General features: G+C 37.5%; 16 protein-coding genes and 1 other RNA gene. 10 read left to right on the top strand and 7 right to left on the bottom strand.

From position 1 onward, the window contains the following. Positions 1 to 201: 201 nt before the first annotated feature. Positions 202 to 387 carry a hypothetical protein gene (locus tag Q0779_RS19850; RefSeq protein ID WP_298775350.1) on the bottom strand — a complete coding sequence of 62 codons (186 nt, stop codon included), beginning with the start codon at positions 385 to 387 and terminating at the stop codon, positions 202 to 204. A 400-nt stretch (positions 388 to 787) separates the two neighbouring features. On the opposite strand from Q0779_RS19850, the gene Q0779_RS19845 reads away from it, so the two are divergent. The 5 genes from Q0779_RS19845 to Q0779_RS19825 all read left to right on the top strand — a co-directional run bounded on the left by Q0779_RS19845 (position 788) and on the right by Q0779_RS19825 (position 7,110). Further along, positions 788 to 1,207, top strand: coding sequence for a YqaA family protein (locus Q0779_RS19845; RefSeq protein ID WP_298775349.1), 420 nt, complete (start codon positions 788 to 790; stop codon positions 1,205 to 1,207). A 101-nt stretch (positions 1,208 to 1,308) separates the two neighbouring features. After that, positions 1,309 to 4,143 carry a pitrilysin family protein gene (locus tag Q0779_RS19840; RefSeq protein WP_298775348.1) on the top strand — a complete coding sequence of 945 codons (2,835 nt, stop codon included), beginning with the start codon at positions 1,309 to 1,311 and terminating at the stop codon, positions 4,141 to 4,143. 242 nt (positions 4,144 to 4,385) lie between these two features. Further along, complete coding sequence (gshA, locus tag Q0779_RS19835; RefSeq protein ID WP_298775347.1) at positions 4,386 to 5,993, top strand: glutamate--cysteine ligase; 1,608 nt, start codon at positions 4,386 to 4,388, stop codon at positions 5,991 to 5,993. Beyond that, positions 5,983 to 6,417: a hypothetical protein gene (locus tag Q0779_RS19830; protein WP_298775346.1), complete on the top strand. Its 435-nt coding sequence runs from the start codon at positions 5,983 to 5,985 to the stop codon at positions 6,415 to 6,417. The genes gshA and Q0779_RS19830 overlap by 11 nt, the downstream gene beginning before the upstream one ends. Positions 6,418 to 6,492: 75 nt before the next feature. Then, complete coding sequence (locus Q0779_RS19825; RefSeq protein ID WP_298775343.1) at positions 6,493 to 7,110, top strand: hypothetical protein; 618 nt, start codon at positions 6,493 to 6,495, stop codon at positions 7,108 to 7,110. A 53-nt stretch (positions 7,111 to 7,163) separates the two neighbouring features. On the opposite strand, the gene Q0779_RS19820 is transcribed toward Q0779_RS19825, so the two are convergent. Then, positions 7,164 to 8,396 (bottom strand): diguanylate cyclase, encoded by a 1,233-nt coding sequence (locus Q0779_RS19820; RefSeq protein ID WP_298775339.1) that lies wholly within the window; start codon positions 8,394 to 8,396, stop codon positions 7,164 to 7,166. A gap of 318 nt (positions 8,397 to 8,714) precedes the next feature. On the opposite strand from Q0779_RS19820, the gene purE reads away from it, so the two are divergent. From purE to Q0779_RS19805, 3 genes are all read left to right on the top strand, one after another. Next, the gene (gene purE, locus Q0779_RS19815) at positions 8,715 to 9,221 is read left to right on the top strand and encodes a 5-(carboxyamino)imidazole ribonucleotide mutase (protein ID WP_298775338.1); all 507 of its coding nucleotides are present in this window, start codon (positions 8,715 to 8,717) and stop codon (positions 9,219 to 9,221) included. Between the two features lie 489 nt (positions 9,222 to 9,710). Beyond that, positions 9,711 to 10,067 (top strand): ribosome-associated translation inhibitor RaiA, encoded by a 357-nt coding sequence (gene raiA, locus Q0779_RS19810; RefSeq protein WP_298775336.1) that lies wholly within the window; start codon positions 9,711 to 9,713, stop codon positions 10,065 to 10,067. Positions 10,068 to 10,214: 147 nt separating this feature from the next. Continuing rightward, complete coding sequence (locus Q0779_RS19805; protein WP_298775335.1) at positions 10,215 to 11,459, top strand: MFS transporter; 1,245 nt, start codon at positions 10,215 to 10,217, stop codon at positions 11,457 to 11,459. 11 nt (positions 11,460 to 11,470) lie between these two features. Here the strand turns inward: Q0779_RS19805 and Q0779_RS19800 are convergent, their stop codons facing one another. From Q0779_RS19800 to smpB, 4 genes are all read right to left on the bottom strand, one after another. Further along, complete coding sequence (locus Q0779_RS19800) at positions 11,471 to 12,151, bottom strand: response regulator transcription factor (RefSeq protein ID WP_298775334.1); 681 nt, start codon at positions 12,149 to 12,151, stop codon at positions 11,471 to 11,473. Positions 12,152 to 12,538: 387 nt separating this feature from the next. After that, complete coding sequence (locus Q0779_RS19795; protein ID WP_298775333.1) at positions 12,539 to 13,099, bottom strand: CBS domain-containing protein; 561 nt, start codon at positions 13,097 to 13,099, stop codon at positions 12,539 to 12,541. A gap of 607 nt (positions 13,100 to 13,706) precedes the next feature. Next, positions 13,707 to 14,062, bottom strand: a transfer-messenger RNA (tmRNA) gene (gene ssrA / locus Q0779_RS19790). Positions 14,063 to 14,154: 92 nt separating this feature from the next. Beyond that, positions 14,155 to 14,640, bottom strand: coding sequence for an SsrA-binding protein SmpB (smpB, locus tag Q0779_RS19785; RefSeq protein ID WP_298775332.1), 486 nt, complete (start codon positions 14,638 to 14,640; stop codon positions 14,155 to 14,157). Positions 14,641 to 14,837: 197 nt separating this feature from the next. On the opposite strand from smpB, the gene Q0779_RS19780 reads away from it, so the two are divergent. Continuing rightward, positions 14,838 to 15,272, top strand: coding sequence for an SRPBCC family protein (locus tag Q0779_RS19780; RefSeq protein WP_298775359.1), 435 nt, complete (start codon positions 14,838 to 14,840; stop codon positions 15,270 to 15,272). Next, positions 15,269 to 15,616 carry an RnfH family protein gene (locus tag Q0779_RS19775; protein ID WP_298775330.1) on the top strand — a complete coding sequence of 116 codons (348 nt, stop codon included), beginning with the start codon at positions 15,269 to 15,271 and terminating at the stop codon, positions 15,614 to 15,616. Before Q0779_RS19780 ends, Q0779_RS19775 begins: the two co-directional genes overlap by 4 nt. 100 nt (positions 15,617 to 15,716) lie before the next feature. Here the strand turns inward: Q0779_RS19775 and Q0779_RS19770 are convergent, their stop codons facing one another. Then, complete coding sequence (locus Q0779_RS19770) at positions 15,717 to 16,154, bottom strand: outer membrane protein assembly factor BamE (protein WP_298775358.1); 438 nt, start codon at positions 16,152 to 16,154, stop codon at positions 15,717 to 15,719. Between the last annotated feature and the right edge of the window lie 540 nt (positions 16,155 to 16,694).

Raw genomic sequence — 16,694 nt, 5'->3', positions numbered from 1 at the left:
GCCGAAGGCGCTCCCCTGCTAAGGGAGTATGGGCTTTAACTCCCATCGAGGGTTCGAATCCCTCCCTCTCCGCCATTACATTATCATCACAATTATTGTGACAAAAAAACCGCTTTCAAGCGGTTTTTTTGTATCTGTAGAAAAATGACTGAACAATAATGTTATCGGTGCTTTCAATCTCTTTATTATTTGATTTCTTTTTTAACCACGAAGATTCTGTCCTGATGTGAGCCAAAGTAATAATGTCAACGCAATGATGATAGTTGCACTAATCGAGATAATATAAATGAATCCTTTTTTTCCTTGTTTTAAAGGGATCCCGTGGTAGCTTAAAAACAGTATCCAACCTAAGGATAGTAGAGCAGGAAGAATAAATAATTTTGCCATTATTTCACCGTTAAAGAGATAGACTATTGAAAAGTATAAAATAAAAAAAACTATTTTGTTTGTTTTTTCTCTGGATTTTTATTTTTAATCGATATACGTAATTGTTGTATTTAATATTTCTTTGGTAGATGTTTCTTTCATAAGAGAAACAATGGGCGGCGAAGTCATGGTAACAAATTGTGTTTAATTGCCAGTGGTACTAACTTGTGTTGGCATTGGTTCGAAGAAGATGTTGTTTATTTTTATGTTTAAATCGTTACTGTGGTTACTTTTGTATTTAAAATTAGTATTCATCTGTTTCTACTGATTTTTTTTCTTGTGTTTGTTTTCACTTCGATGTTTAATTTTATATTTTTGTGATTAATAGAAATAAAAGTGGTTTTTAAGTGGAGTAGATAATATGGCTGAGCTATGGTTGATGTTCAGTGCAGCATTTTTAGCCGCCACTTTGCTACCCGGTGGTTCAGAGCTTTTGTTGATTGCGATGTTGAATGAGCAGAAAGTTTCTTGGGAAGCGTTAGTTGCTATGGCTACTATTGGCAATTCTTTAGGTGCAATGACCAGTTATTATTTAGGTTATTTAGGGCGTTTTGCTATATCGCCAGAGGAAATGTCAAAAGGAAAATATAAGCAAGGTATGAATTTAATCCAACGTTATGGTTATTGGGCATTACTATTAGCTTGGGTACCGATCATTGGGGATGTACTTTGTTTGTTTGCAGGTTGGATGCGGATTGTGTTTTTTCAATCAATGATCATGATTTTTATCGGTAAGTTAGTTCGTTACCTTGCTATTGTGATCTTGGTTTGGTATTGGTAATGGTTAGAAAACACAGTGATTAACTCGCTGTATATTTTAACCTTTTCATGGTATTTGATAGACACAAAACATATAAGTAGGCACTGATGAGAGGAAAGACATTGAAAACATGGTTTTTGGCGGTGGGAATGGCTGCTATTTTAGTTGCTTGTGCAGACAAAACGGTACAATCAACTTTACCCAAGGGAGTGGAGTTATTGGAAACCAGTAAACAGACAGGATCGCAAGTTGGGATCTCCTTTCGTAAATATCAGTTGGCTAATGGATTAATTGTCATATTACACCAAGATCATTCCGATCCTCTTGTGACAGTGGATGTCACTTACCACGTGGGTTCTGCTAGAGAATCAGCGGGTCGTTCAGGTTTTGCACATTTGTTTGAGCACATGATGTTTCAAGGCTCGGAACATGTTGCAGATGAGCAGCACTTTAAAACTGTTACTGAAGCGGGTGGGACATTAAATGGTACCACTAACACAGATAGAACCAATTATTTTGAAACGGTGCCCAGTAACCAGCTTGAGAAGATGCTGTGGTTGGAATCCGATAGAATGGGATTCTTTCTTCCCGCTTTGACAGAGAAAAAGTTTGAAGTACAAAGAGAAACTGTGAAGAATGAGCGGGCTCAGCGTATTGATAATCAGCCTTACGGGCAAATGGGCGAACGCTTTAATCAGGCATTTTATCCGAAAGAACATCCGTATTCTTGGCCAGTTATTGGCTGGCCTGAGGACTTAAATCGAGCAGAGTTAGGGGACGTGAGAGCGTTTTTTCAACGTTGGTATAGTCCTAATAATGCGACTCTTACCATAGGGGGGGATTTTGATGAAGCGCAAACGCTACAATGGGTGAATAAATATTTTGGTGAGATCCCAAGAGGACCTGAGGTCAAATCAGCTAAAAAGACGTTAGTTAAACTTGATAAAACTCGTTACTTATCAATGGAAGATAGAGTTTATTTACCCTTATTAAGAATTGCTTTCCCTACTGTTTATGCTAGGCATCCTGATGAAGCTGCACTCGATTTGTTGGCGAATATTTTAGGAGGGGGGAAGACATCTTTATTATATAAAAATTTAGTCAAGACGGGTTATGCTGTTCAAGCTGGTGTTAATCATCCTTGTCAAGAGTTGGCGTGCCAATTTACTTTATATGCGGTGGCTAATCCGGATAAAGAAGCAAATTTAGGTAATTTAGAGCAACGTATTTTGAATTCTATTAATGAATTTGAGCAGCGTGGGGTCACGCAAGAAGATTTAGATAAAGTCAAAGTACAATTTGAAGCTTCTACTATTTTTGGGCTTCAAAGTGTGTCAGGGAAAGTGTCAATGTTAGCTTATAATCAAACTTTTTCTGGCGATCCCGATATGATTGCTTCAGATCTTAAACGCTATGCGAGTGTGACTCGTGAAGATGTAATGAGAGTCTTTGATACCTATATTAAAGATAAACCTATGGTGGTAATGAGTGTTGTTCCTATGGGCAAGAGAAACTTGATTGCTAAGCCTGATACTTTTGTTCCAGAGTCTGAAGTGAGTGTGCAAAATGTGGTTGAAGCTCCTTCATCAATTCAGCAAATTGAATCTAGTTTCGATCGAACAAAGATGCCTTCTGCAGGTCCTGCACTTGTGTTAAAAGCCCCCGTCATTTGGAAGAAACAACTTGAAAATGGTATTCAAGTTATAGGCACTCAAAGCAATGAAACCCCAACGACAGAGCTGATGATTTACCTTAGTGGCGGTCATCGACTCGTTGATGTGAACAAAGCGGGATTGGCTAAAATCACTGCGTCAATGATGAATGAATCTAGTCGTTCTAGGAGTACAGAAGAGTTAACACAAGCGCTTGAAATGCTAGGAAGCCAAGTGAGTTTTGGGGCGAGTGATTATCAAAGTTACATTCAAGTGTCTTGCTTGACTTCTCGTTTGGATGAAACCTTGGCAATTGTGGAAGAGAAATTGTTTCAACCTGGATTTAAAGAAGCTGATTTTATTCGCGTTAAAGAACAAATGTTGAAAAGTTTGCAGCACATGCAATCAGAACCCAGCTATCTGGCAAATACCGCTTTTAGTCATTTACTTTTTGGTGATAATAATGCATTGGGCGTGAATGGAACAGGCACGTTAGCAACGATTAATAAACTAACATTAAAAGATGTTGAAGCTTTCTATGAAGAGCAATATACGGCAAAGAACGCTCAGTTTGTTGCTGTCGGGAATTTAAAGCAACAGGCATTGATGTCTAAATTAGCAGGCTTTTCACATTGGACAGGCAAAGCGAGTCACTTACCTCCGTTAGGTCCTTTACCTAAACTAAAAGGTGGTACCATATATATTTTGGATAAACCTGATGCAGCACAATCTGTGATTAAAATAGGAAAACGTGCGTTGCCTTATGATGCAACGGGTTTATTTTTTAAATCTAATTTGATGAATTATCCACTGGGCGGGGCATTCAATAGTCGGATAAATTTGAATTTGAGAGAAGATAAAGGTTACACCTACGGGGCGAGAAGTTTTTTTGATGGGGGGATTGAACAAGGCTACTTTGAAGCGACAACCAGTGTACGTGCTGATGTGACAGCAGCCTCAGTGAAAGAGCTCATCAAAGAGATAACACGTTATCAGCAGTTTGGTATGACGGATAAAGAGCTGAGTTTTATGCGTAATTCTATTTCGCAAAGTGAAGCGTTAGATTATGAAACGCCATATCAAAAAGCCACCTTTATGCGTTTAATTCAACGATATCATTTAGATGAAGACTTTACTGTAAAGCAGAGTGACATTATTCAGTCTATTTCTAAAGAGAAATTGAATGAGCTGGCGTCTAAGGAATTGATTTTAGATGATATGATTATTTTAATTGTCGGAGATAAAGCCAAAATTGAAGCTCAAATTGAGCAATTAGGTTACCCTATTGAAGTGATTAAATTGTAAAATAATGATGTTTTTGTTGTAAAACGCTAAGTTAGCCCTTATATACTTTATGTCATAAGATTAACCTCGTTAGGGTGCTACGAGGGCTATTTAAAAGACGGTGTTATCTGACTTTGAAAGCTGAAAAATGACTCTAATGCAGAGTCATTTTTTGATGTAAGGTCAGAGTAGAAGGTTCAGAGGCTTATTTGTCAAGATTGCGCTTTCTCATTATTTTTATGTATAGTCAATAAGTTACATTGATGTCCGTTCACTTATCAGAGAGTATAAAATTGAAATCATTCAATAAGTTAGTTGCAGCTTTATCAGAACAGCCTGGCAGAGAAGCATTGAGAACAATGTATCGAGGTATTGAACGAGAAGCATTACGTATTGAACAATCTGGGCATTTAGCAATGGATCCCCATCCCCAAGTATTAGGCTCGGCATTAACGCATTCACGGATCACTACAGATTATAGTGAATCCTTACTTGAGTTTATAACGCCAGTATATAGTGACATCAATGGGCTACTTGATGATCTTAAACAAACACATGCTTATACTGTTCAGCATATTAAAGGACAAAAGCTTTGGCCTGTGAGTATGCCCTGTTATGTAGGAAGTAAGGCTGATATTCCCATTGCGAATTACGGTACTTCAAATGTTGGGAAAATGAAGCGCCTATATCGAGAGGGGCTCACGCATCGTTACGGTGCTTTGATGCAAATCATTTCTGGAGTGCATTTTAACTTTTCAGCATCGAAATCCTTATTTGAAAAAATGCTTTTAGCGTCTGATAAGAAAATGGAATTGGAGGATTTTACCTCAGAAGCTTATTTTGGCTTAATTCGTAACTATCGTCGTTTAGTTTGGATATTACCCTATTTATTTGGTGCATCGCCGGCTGTTTGTCAGTCTTTTGTCAAAAATCAATCGACAGATTTACCTTTTAAAAAATTAGGTAAGGGCACGTTATATTTGCCCTATGCGACATCATTAAGAATGAGCGATTTAGGTTATACGAATCAAGAGCAAGAATGTTTAAGTATTAGTTACAATAGCCTACCTGAGTATTTAAAAGGAATGAAAGCGGCTATTAACATGCCATCTACCCAATTTGAAAAAATTGGAGTTAAAGTGGGTGGGGATTATAGGCAGCTTAATGCCAATATTTTACAAATTGAGAATGAGTTTTATGCGCCTATTCGAGCCAAAAGAGTGGCGCTATCGGGCGAAAAGCCTTCTGAGGCATTAGAAAGAGGTGGGGTTGAGTATATTGAAGTTCGAGCACTAGACGTGAACCCTTTTAGTGAGGTTGGTATTTCTGAAGAGCAGGTTCGCTTTTTGGATTTATTTTTACTTTATTGTTTGTTACAAGATTCTCCTTGTTCTGATGAGAGTGAAGAGCAAGAAATGGCTGCAAATTTACAGTCAGTTGTTTTGGAGGGGCGTAAACCTAACCTCACCTTATTAAGAAATGGAAAAAGCATTGAACTGGCTCAATGGATGAGGGTGTTGTTTGACGATCTTAGCCAACTAGCAAATTTACTGGATACTGATGAGGATAAATCTTATCAGTTGATTTTATCTCAATATGCAGAGGCTATTAGTGATCCTAATAATACATTCTCCGGTAAAATTATGAAACTCCTTCAGCAAGAAGGAGTGGATCACGGGCAGTGGGTAGCCCATTTAGCGGATCAATATCAAGCACAGTTAATGGATTACCCTTTATCTGAAGAGGTAAAGAAGCAATATCAAATGGCTGCAGATGATTCTTTGACGAAACAAGCGCAATTAGAAGCAAATGATGACCAGACATTTGATGAATACTTAACCAGCTACTTTAAGAATCCTTATGAAGCTTAAGTTTATTTTTTGTTTATTGATGACGGGCTTACTCTTTGCTTGTTCATCTAAGCCTGAAAATTTACGTCAATGCGGTACGGTCTCAGGCTATTTAACGCCTGATAGAACGAATAATTTATACCCTGTAGTGGTAACTCATCTTGATGGAAAGCCTGTCATTTCAAAACCTAATTATTGGTTAGCGCCGGGCCAATATAAATTTACTCTCGCTGAGTTGATTGACAGTCCTAAGTTGAAGGTAGTGTTGTCGGCTCGAAAAACAAAAACGTTAGTCATTAATGTGACGAGTAATGAGCAATATCACCTCGCAGCTAAATTTAATACAGATAGGCAATATACAGGAAATAACAGTGGTTATTGGGAGCCTATTGTTTGGCAGCAAGATGCATTAAAGTGTGAGCTTCCTATTTCGCCACAAGAGTAAATCTATTGTGCAATTGCATCATGAGTCTATCAATGTGAAACTAAGGAGTCTGATTTTTACATTGGTAGTACTTTTATGACGTGGCGATTGTTATTACAACTTATTTTTATTTCTTCTTTTTTGACTGCTTGTGCGAGTTCTCCACCTAAAAATGCAGAAAACATTTGTGCTATTTTTAAGGAGAACAGAGGTTGGTACGATGCCGCAAAAAATACCAGAGAGAAGTGGGGCGTTCCTGTTCATGTGCCCATTGCTATCATGTATCAAGAAAGTTCATTTAAGCACAATGCTGCGCCGCCAATGGAATATTTTTTGGGTTTTATTCCTATTGGACGTGTTAGCAGTGCTTATGGTTACGCTCAAGCCAAAACCATGACTTGGGATGATTATGTTAGAGAAACAGGTAATTCTTGGTCAAGTAGAAGTGACTTTGACGATGCCATGGATTTTATGGGATGGTTTATTTATAAAACGCAAAAGATTAATGGTGTATCAAAATGGGATGCCAAGAAGCAGTACCTCAATTACCATGAAGGTTGGGGAGGTTATAAACGACAGACTTATCGTTCAAAAGCTTGGCTGATGAAAGTATCAAATAAAGTTGATGCGAGAGCTAAACGTTATGCTAAGCAATATCGAGGCTGTCAAAAAGATTTAGATTCCTCATGGTTATGGCGCTTATTCTTTGGTTGATGCTTAGTATTTGTGATGTTTATTTCACACAAAGGCATTGTTTAAAGCTTTACTCATACTCGCTGAGCGGACATAGTCTTTAAGTCTGCTTTTAGTGCTTGTAGAGCATGTTGATAACTGATATTCCAATCATCTAGATAGTGACTGCTACTATAGTGAATTTTTATTGGTCTAATATCAGCCGATATTGAAGCCTTTTGTATGTTTGATTGAAGTTGTTTCAATTGATTTTGAGTGTGCTCTTTGGGACCATGACAAAGAATGATAAACTCGTTGCCGCCAAAATAGGCAATAATAGCTTCATTTAACCATTGTTTTTGCAGATGATAACTGAGTAGGTGGATAGCCTTGTTACCTGCTTGGTACCCTCCATTTTTATTATATAAATGTAAGTTATTGATTTTAATTAACAGCAAGTAACTTCCAAAGTGAGGCTTGGCTTTCCACTGTTGGCACGCTTTTTCAAATCCATATTGATTATAAAGCTTGGTGAGTTGATCTCGGTAGGTGAGTTTTTGTATGCCCTTAGTTTTGTGATAAAGGTTTATGGCATGAGCTGCTTCGTGGGTAAGGAGTTTAACAAGGTGGCAGTCATATTGATTAAATGCATTAAGTGAACCACTGTCTAAATTGAGCAAGCCATAGAGTTTACCATCGATGCGAATAGGGCTTGATAATGTTGAGTAAATAGGCATGATAGCAGCTTTTTGAAGCAATAACTGTTTCTCTTTATTGAGTGTGCTGTTTTCATTAATATGTGTCATATCATCAACAATAACCACACGGTCACAATGACCATTAGTTAAGCGATATTCGAAAGACTGCTCTAAATGGAAATCAATTTGTCTCAATGTATTCAGATCGATGCCCACTGATGATTCAAAGAGTAAGTTTTGGGTAATGGGATCGACTTTTATGATCGTACCCATTTCTGCTCCATCAATACAAGTAACCGCTTTTTTGAGCAATGCGTTGAGGAATGAAGCTTCATTTTCATATTGGTTAGAAAAATTAATTAACTCAAGGCTAATATCATTAATATGGTGCATTTGGTGTAAGTGCTGATTGGCCCTGCTCAGTCTTCCTTGGTGGAAGTAGTAGCTTAAGCTATAGCCTAAGATATAAATGATGCAAACAAGAGAAAGGGTTAATATTGATTGGTACTTTGAAATACCATTGAAAAAAGTACTCCAATATAGAATGAGCAACAAAAGTGGCGTACCCAGTAAGGCAATATGAAATTTCAGATCGAATTGATCGGTTATTTTATTATTATTATTGAACACCAGAAAATCCTTTCTGTAAATTTAACTACTACGTGCAAGAGAATAATTTTATTTATTATTCATGATGCTATTATACCTAAGGGGATTGAATATGCTACTCAGGGAGGTCGGAAGTCCTTATAGAATATAAGGGGTCATTGGAATAAACAGAGTTCGAGATAATTTCATGCTTCATAATAAATACATTTATTTCAATATATTAGGGTATTGTTTCTGATTTAGAATTCTGTGTATAAATTCAAGAGGGACTGCTTGGGTTACGCTTTTAATTGACTTTCTTTATAATGCGCCCAAACTCAGGCTGACTAAGGATTTAAGATGACTCAAGCATTTGTTGCTGTACTAATGGGATCAGACTCTGATTTACCTACAATGCAAGCCACATTAGATATATTGAAAAAGTTCGATATTAAGTTTGAAGCGAAAGTAACTTCAGCTCATAGAACGCCTGCAGCAACGCACAGTTATGTTGCAGATGCAGAATCGCGTGGGTGTAAAGTGTTTATTTGTGCAGCGGGATTAGCGGCACATCTTGCTGGTGCCGTAGCTGGGATCACAACACGTCCTGTTATTGGCGTGCCCATTGATTGCGGTCCATTGCATGGGCAGGACGCATTACTTTCAACCGTTATGATGCCGGGGGGGGTTCCTGTTGCAACCGTTGCTATCGGTAAAGCAGGGGCAAAAAATGCGGGATATTTAGCAGCTCAAATGCTAGCTGTTGCTGATGAAGGATTAGCTCAAGCGATCTTTGAAGAAAGGGCAGATTCTGCTCTTGCGGTTGGTGAAAAAGATCAAGCGCTCCAAGCTGCTCTCAAAGGTTAACCCTTGTCATGACCTTGTGAGTGATGGTTAAGATCATCACTCATTATCATTTCCCAATTTTAAGACTATGATCTATTTTGTTTTAAAAATGTTTCTTCATTTGGGTGTTTATGTTTCTTTAAGCTGAAGGCGTTGACGTGAACTGACTGATCCTGAAGTTGGGTCTTTTTTTTTAAGAAATAATGTCCATTCATCCAATAAATCCCAGCAAATATGTGCCTTATGGGCTAGAATAGAATATGTGAGATGTTGTTTTAGGTAATCAAAATTCGTATTGATGGGTTATTGGGTACGATTGTTCAGAAATAAACATATAAGGTTACCTGTAAGAGCATTGTTGAAACAATATGTAATAGCATTAGCACTGTGTTCATAGGAGTTTTTCTTATTGGAGCAGTGTCTGTAGTATTAACTCTTCTTTACTTTGCTTGAGTTTTGATTGAATAGGGGCAAATCTGTATAAGAAGACACTTTAAAGTAGGAATTGCTATGAAATTAAATCTTTCAGGTCACCACGTTGATGTTACCGAGAGCGTTAAAGCGCATATCACCGAAAAGTTTTCAAAAATAGAGAGTCACTTCCCCACCTTAATATCACTCGATACCACTATTTCAAAAGTCCATGGTGAATTTCAAGTTGAAATTCGCACTAATTATGAAGGTTCTAGAGTTTCTGTATCGGCGACACATGATGTTATGTATCCCGCTATTGCCTCAGCAGGAAAAAAACTAGATGCGGCTTTAAAGCATCGTAAAGGTCAATTAAAAGCAGATAAACACCAAAAACCGATTTGCACTACCCCTATTATTGCCCATGAAAAAGTGCAAGAGATGGATTTAAATTAGTCCATTAAAAATGTTAGCCACTCTTTACATGATGAGTGGCTAAGCAAAGTCTTTTCAATTTCAGCGATTTTTTGTCTCTTTCTTCCTTTCCTTATGACTATCACTATTTATACTGAAAGATAACGTATTCTTTATGGTGAGCCTGTTATGACTCGGCTGTGTCGCTTTGCCCTTGTGGCTGTAGTGTTTGTGGATCTGATGGGGCAGGGGCTTGTTTTTCCCATTATCAATGAACTTATGATGTCACAGTCGGTTGCTTTTTTGCCAGCAGGTGTCAGTGATGCTACAAGGCATTTTCTTTATGGTTTAGTCATAGGTATTTTTTTTATTGCGTGGTTTCTAGGAGCGGTTTATATCGCTAAGCTATCAGACAGTATTGGTCGTAAGAAGGCGATTCTTATATGCCTTTTTGGTGCATTAATGGGGTATTTTATCACTATTACTGCAATATTTTTGAGCAGTCTTTGGTTATTGATTTTAGGGCGTGCGATTACTGGTTTTACAGCGGGTAATCAACCTATAGCACAAGCTGCTATGATGGATGCCAGCAAAAATGATACAGAAAAATCGCGTAATATGGGGTTTATTGTTGCGGGAATAAGTACTGGATTAATGGGGGGGCCGCTCATAGGGGGGTTATTGTCTGATAAAAATTTATTGGGGAGTATAGCAAATATCCAGCTTCCTTTTTATGTGGCAAGTATGCTGGTTCTTTTGACTATCTTTTTGGTGTTATTTTATTATCAAGACATAAAAAAGCCCGATAAACCGGTGGCATTCAAGCCTTTTGAATTATTGACTATGATACTAAAGTTGAAAGATAGGCCTTTGGTGTTGAGATTATCTGGTGTGTATTTGAGTTTTATGACCGCTAATGTGACTTTTTATATTTTTCTAACAAATTATTTGAGTAGTCGATTTGACCTTGGTTTATTTGGTACGAGTATGGCTATGTTAATCATGGGAACGACGATTGCTTTTTCAAGTTTATTTTTAATTGAACCGGTATTAAATTATTGGGGTAAACGTCGTACTATTGCAATTGTATCAATCCTTATGGCTGTTTTTTCTATCGTATTTACAACAAGCTCAAGTGTTATCATCTGTTATATTTCTATTGCGGTATTTTATTTGGGGTTTGGCGTGGCTTATCCAACGTTATTATGCCTTTTTTCTGACAGCGTAAGCCAAGAGGAGCAAGGGTGGTCGATGGGGATCACTACAGCGGGTTTTACGTTGGCGGCAGGTGTGATGTCTCTAATTGGAGGAGGATTGATGGCTTTAAATATCCATCTTCCTTTTTATATCTGTGCGATTACAGCAATAATTGCGGTTCTCTTAATGAAGTTGACTTGGAATACAGCAGGGATCCAAGTGGTGCTTTCTGATTAGACGGCTAGCAATTAAATTAGACTTAGTTTTAGTGCTTGTAATATTGCTTCGTTTCGGCCTTGACTTTTTAACTTCAAGAGTATGGTTGAAATATGATTTTTAACCGTACCTTCGGCAAGAAAAATAGCTTTAGCTATATCTTGATTAGAGAATCCTCCTGCCATTAAAGATAATATTTCATGTTCTCTTTTGGAAATATTCATACTTTTTTGCGTATTTTTTGATGTGTGATAATGGGAGGCCGATATGTGCTCAAGTATATCATTTGAAAATAAATAGTGACCGTCATTTACATGTATAATCGCTTTTACTAAGTGGTTGTAGGTCACATCCTTCAGTAAAAACCCGTTGGCTCCAGAAGAGATACTATCGACGAGTAGCTGATAGTCACTGAAAGTGGTTAGCATGATGACTGGGAGATCATTATTCATTTCTCGTATACGTTTAACAGTATTGATCCCATTCAATGTGGGCATACGTATATCACAAAGTAAAACATCAACCTTTTCTTGTTCAAGTTTTTTGAGCGCTTCTTCACCATTTTCAGCTTGCCATTGGAGATGAATGTTTTCTGAGATAGAGAGAAGACTTGCGAAGTTTTGTCTTTCTATTTGTTGATCATCGACAAGCGCTACACGAATTTTTGAGGTGGACTTTTCTTCTTTAAAGGTGCCAAACTGTTCACTTACCATTGAATTTTCCTTTATTCAATTCATATGAAGCTGTTTTTCATGTGTTGCTTAAGGTGAATCTATGGTGATCGGAAAAAATACAGATAAAGTTCGTCCTTGCTGAGATGTTGACCGGTATCATGTACGGCTGAATAATCATGATTCTGTGTTGTTTTTAGATCATATAATTTATTCATTTCTGGATGCTTTCGGTATTAAGTAAATTAGTATATTTATAATATTGATTACTGTTTTAAGCTTGTTTTTTAATAGTAGATTAAATACAGGCTGGTTGTGCTTATTGATGGTTAAAATTGCTTAACATTAAATGCGACAGTTCAATTAAGGTATATAGAGCTCGTTTCAATAACCCAATCTAGGCTATTGAAACGGGGCGGAAGGTATCACTTAATAAGCTACATTGAAAATTTGTTGGAAAGATGGTGGTGGGGCGATGTCTACAGGAATGTTAAGTTTGCGAGAAATATCATTTGCAGAAATTAACCCTCTTATATGGTGCCTTTTTTGATCGATAACCAGGATATGGTGTAATCCATTGGTTTGTAATGCTCGAATAACATCACTCACTTTTGCTGACTTTATTTGATGATAATCAAGTGCTAATAAGGATTCTCTATGGATCATCATATCCCTAATGGATAGCTCGTTTCGAGATTCACCTACAGCTTGTGCTTGTTTTAATATTTTTCTTTCCAGCAATTCATCTTTTGTGACGATGCCTAAAAACGTGTTGTTTTTATCGACGACTAGTCTCATGTAAGCATGGGTTTTTTCCATGATTTCTACTGTTTCAACTGCTGTGGTACGGGCGTCAACGACCAAAGGCAAAGAGTGATCAAAATCAGTAAAAATAGATACAGCAGGCGAATTAAGTTCAGTGATGTCTTCTTCGGATGACCAGAGTAAATGATCGATAGATGCAGTACTAAAAAGATCCAAATTTCTCATAACAACTACCTCCATAGGTAATTCAAATTTGTATAAGAGGAAGGCTGTTTTTCAAACAATGCGATTTAACGGTCTCAGCTCAATAAAAGATGAGAGAGCAAAAGGACAAGAAAAAATAACCCTATACCTAAACACTAGAACAGAGCACGTACTTAAGTCAATATAGGAAGAAGACTATTAAGTATTATTAACTATTCAATAAGAATATTTGATACTTATGTGAAATAAAATACTTAAACGTTTGTTTTATTGTTTTTATTTGGTTTTTATTTGGTTTGTTTCATGTTTTTATATGTTAATTTTTGTGGTGGTTAGGATTTTTATTTAATCAAGATGACATGTTTACTCAATTACATTTTAAAAACAACAAATGACCAAATCGACACTATTATATTAAACTTCAACATATTATTAAAATTGAATTGTCAATATCCTTTATCGTAGGCAATACAGTTTAGGTTTAATAGTCTGTGGTATGCCTGCTAACTTATGCTGATAAAATAATCAACTTTTTTTGTTTATTTGTAATCGTGAATTATCTGTCGCCACTTTGTCGCTATTCAGATGTGACAAAGGGTTAACCTTTCGGCTAACCCTTTGTTTTAATTGGTGGAGGCGGCGGGGCTCGAACCCGCGTCCAAAAAGCCTACATCCAAGGCGCTACATGCTTAGTCTCTCTTTTAGTTAACCAAGTACACTCCGAAAGACAGGATTGCAATTGGCGAGTTCAGTACTGTTTCGCGGTTCACCCCTGAACGTGGTTCCCTCGCTATCAAATGTAAAGGTGACCATCTATATACTCTGCCCATTTGATAAACGTGAGCAAGATGGCTAGCTAGCCTAAGCTGCTAGAGCGTAGTTATCGTCGTTTGCAACTATAACTGTGCGGCTTTTTACGAGGCCAACCGCCCCTCGGCATGCTCCCAGGGTTTCGAGAATCTTGTCGAATCCAGAATCGCCCCCAAGTACAAAATAATTGTAACTGCTTAATTGTATTTCACCAAGCAGTTTCTAAAAATTAACAACTGTTTGTTCGTTATCTGCGCTATTGGGTTTTATTGACGTACTGCATTCTTAATCGTACGGGCTTTTTCTATTTGCCATTCACGATCTTTGGTATCGTCACGTTTATCATGCTCTTTTTTACCTTTACCTAGGCCGATTTCAATTTTGACCCAAGCGCCTTTTTGCCAATACATTGATATGGGCACAATAGAATAGCCTTTACGATCAACCAGACCTTGTAATTTATCTAACTCTCTGCGTTTTAAAAGCAGCTTTCTTGAACGCATTGGGTCGCACACGACATGTGTTGATGCCGTGTTGAGTGGGGCTATGGTGCAACCAAATAAATAGGCTTCGCCATCTCTAAGGAACACGTAGCTTTCAGACAAGTTAACCTTGCCCATACGAATAGATTTTACTTCCCACCCCATGAGGGACAAACCGGCTTCTAATTTTTCTTCGAATTTGTAATCGAAGGTGGCACGTTTATTACGGGCAATTGAAGCGCTTGGGGTTTTTGATTTTTTCTTAGCCATAGCAGGCTATTATACTCAGAGTCAAACAATTTGGAATTACTTAGGGGCATTTTTTAGTAAATTTATTTTCAATATAATCAGTTTGTTCTTTTTTTGCCCGCTTTAGGTTTAAGAAAGATGGGTAAGAAAATATACGTTTTCTTCTCTTCATGTTAAAATCGGCATATTAAGGTTAGTAATTGAGTGTAATAGGCGATATGACACAGATCTCTCGCAGTGTGTTAGTCCGTTTTAGTGCTATGCAGATGTATGATCTCGTTAATGATGTAGATTCTTATCAAGAGTTTTTACCTGGCTGCGTAGGAGGTAAAGTGCTGACTTTTGACGGCGAAACCATGTTGGCTTCGGTTGATGTGGCCAAAGCTGGGATCAGTAAGAGCTTTACTACTCGTAATCAACTTGAGCCGGGAAAACGGATTAATTTAGTATTGGAAAATGGTCCGTTTAAGTATCTTCATGGAGAATGGCGTTTCACTGAATTGGCTGAAGATGCCTGTCAAATTGATTTTGAACTTAATTTTGAATTTTCAAACTTCCTTGTTGAAAAAGCTTTTGGCAAAGTGTTTAAAGAGCTGGTGTCGTCAATGGTATCGGCTTTTACTGGGCGTGCTAAAGTGGTATATCACTCATGAATGCAGTTGAAAGCACAACAGAACAGGCACCATTTAATGTTGAAGTGATCTATGCCTTACCTCATCTACAAAAAAGATTGCAAGTTAAGGTCGTTCCGGGAACCACTTGTATGGACGCCGTTAGACAAAGTGGCATCAGTGCTTATTTTCCCGAACTTGATCTCGAAAGGGTTAAATTAGGAATATTTAGCCGTATCGTTAAGCATAATGATATTATCCAATGTGGCCAGCGCATTGAAATTTATCGTCCATTAATTGCTGATCCAAAAGATGTCCGCCGAAGAAGGGCTGAAAAAGCGAAGGAAGAAGGGCGTGCAAATAAAATAACCGGCGGTAGAGCTTAGACTTTTTAGCTAAGCTCTCGTGTTTACTCATCGCTTTATGAATAAAAGCGCACCGATAATGCCGTTTATTGAGTGTTCTTAATTTTGTTATCTAGTGCGTTTACTGACTGTTTATGGGGTCATTGCTGACATTATTTGTCGCCGGTGTAGTAAAATCCGGTAATTTACTCTGTTCGAGAGGCGTATTGAAATCAGGGCTTAAGTCATAATCCCCTTCCGCTTGGATCAGCTTATCGTCACTAAAGCGAATGATCAATTCTTTATGGATAATGCTCGCATCACGTCCACTTTTAAAATGGTACACATAATACCAAGTATCATCAGCAAAACTGTCATGAATGACAGGGCGGCCAAGAATATACTGAACTTGCTCTTTGGTCATTTGCATGCGAAGCTTTTCAACTTGTTGCTTTTCCATGTAGTTACCTTGGGCAACATCAGGTTTGTAGATTAACCAATCAAATACACTACATGCACTAAGCGATAACGAGAGCGCAGCGGCGCCCAATAAAGTCAGACTTTGTTTTTTAATTGTCATTGAATGCGCTACTTCATAAAAATCTGTGTTCATGATAACCAAGCACTCCCCTTGCTGACAAGGGATATCTTACTGCCTCTGGCTTGGCCCTGTGTAACTTGTAAGACATACAAGTTTATAACATTGATCTTATATTGAGTCACCCATTTCCTAATAGTTCAATTAAATTGCTTAAAATTGAATGGGTGGTGAATATTTGTTGAGAACCGTCTCTTTGTGATGTGTTTTTGAGGAAGAATCATCAGTTATTGAGCAGCTTTGAGTGTATTCAACACAGCTAAAAGATGTAAAATTAATCGCTCCCTTACTTTGATTATTTGAATTTACTGTATTTTATACTTTTTTTGTTGCATTTATCGTGAATATGCCCATGATCCACTCTTCATTTTGAATACAATGAAGGAAAGAAACTTAAGTAGTTTCAGTCTTTTTGGTTACCTTTGTGATAAAAATGTTGGAAAAGAAGCTGTGTTTAATGTAGATTGCTTGTTGGGAACAAAAAAGCCTTTTGATGGGACATTATTTGGTTACATATTGGTC

Source organism: uncultured Shewanella sp., from assembly GCF_947491715.1.
Taxonomy (GTDB): Bacteria; Pseudomonadota; Gammaproteobacteria; order Enterobacterales; family Shewanellaceae; genus Shewanella.
Note: the sequence above shows the minus strand (reverse complement) of the source record. Positions and strands in the feature narration are given on the sequence as shown.

Coding starts and splice junctions, on each gene's coding strand:
- Q0779_RS19850 (WP_298775350.1), bottom strand. CDS start 387: ATGGCAAAATTATTTATTCTTCCTGCTCTACTATCCTTAGGTTGGATA.
- Q0779_RS19845 (WP_298775349.1), top strand. CDS start 788: ATGGCTGAGCTATGGTTGATGTTCAGTGCAGCATTTTTAGCCGCCACT.
- gshA (WP_298775347.1), top strand. CDS start 4,386: ATGTCCGTTCACTTATCAGAGAGTATAAAATTGAAATCATTCAATAAG.
- Q0779_RS19830 (WP_298775346.1), top strand. CDS start 5,983: ATGAAGCTTAAGTTTATTTTTTGTTTATTGATGACGGGCTTACTCTTT.
- Q0779_RS19825 (WP_298775343.1), top strand. CDS start 6,493: ATGACGTGGCGATTGTTATTACAACTTATTTTTATTTCTTCTTTTTTG.
- purE (WP_298775338.1), top strand. CDS start 8,715: ATGACTCAAGCATTTGTTGCTGTACTAATGGGATCAGACTCTGATTTA.
- raiA (WP_298775336.1), top strand. CDS start 9,711: ATGAAATTAAATCTTTCAGGTCACCACGTTGATGTTACCGAGAGCGTT.
- Q0779_RS19805 (WP_298775335.1), top strand. CDS start 10,215: ATGACTCGGCTGTGTCGCTTTGCCCTTGTGGCTGTAGTGTTTGTGGAT.
- Q0779_RS19800 (WP_298775334.1), bottom strand. CDS start 12,151: ATGGTAAGTGAACAGTTTGGCACCTTTAAAGAAGAAAAGTCCACCTCA.
- Q0779_RS19795 (WP_298775333.1), bottom strand. CDS start 13,099: ATGAGAAATTTGGATCTTTTTAGTACTGCATCTATCGATCATTTACTC.
- smpB (WP_298775332.1), bottom strand. CDS start 14,640: ATGGCTAAGAAAAAATCAAAAACCCCAAGCGCTTCAATTGCCCGTAAT.
- Q0779_RS19780 (WP_298775359.1), top strand. CDS start 14,838: ATGACACAGATCTCTCGCAGTGTGTTAGTCCGTTTTAGTGCTATGCAG.
- Q0779_RS19775 (WP_298775330.1), top strand. CDS start 15,269: ATGAATGCAGTTGAAAGCACAACAGAACAGGCACCATTTAATGTTGAA.
- Q0779_RS19770 (WP_298775358.1), bottom strand. CDS start 16,154: ATGACAATTAAAAAACAAAGTCTGACTTTATTGGGCGCCGCTGCGCTC.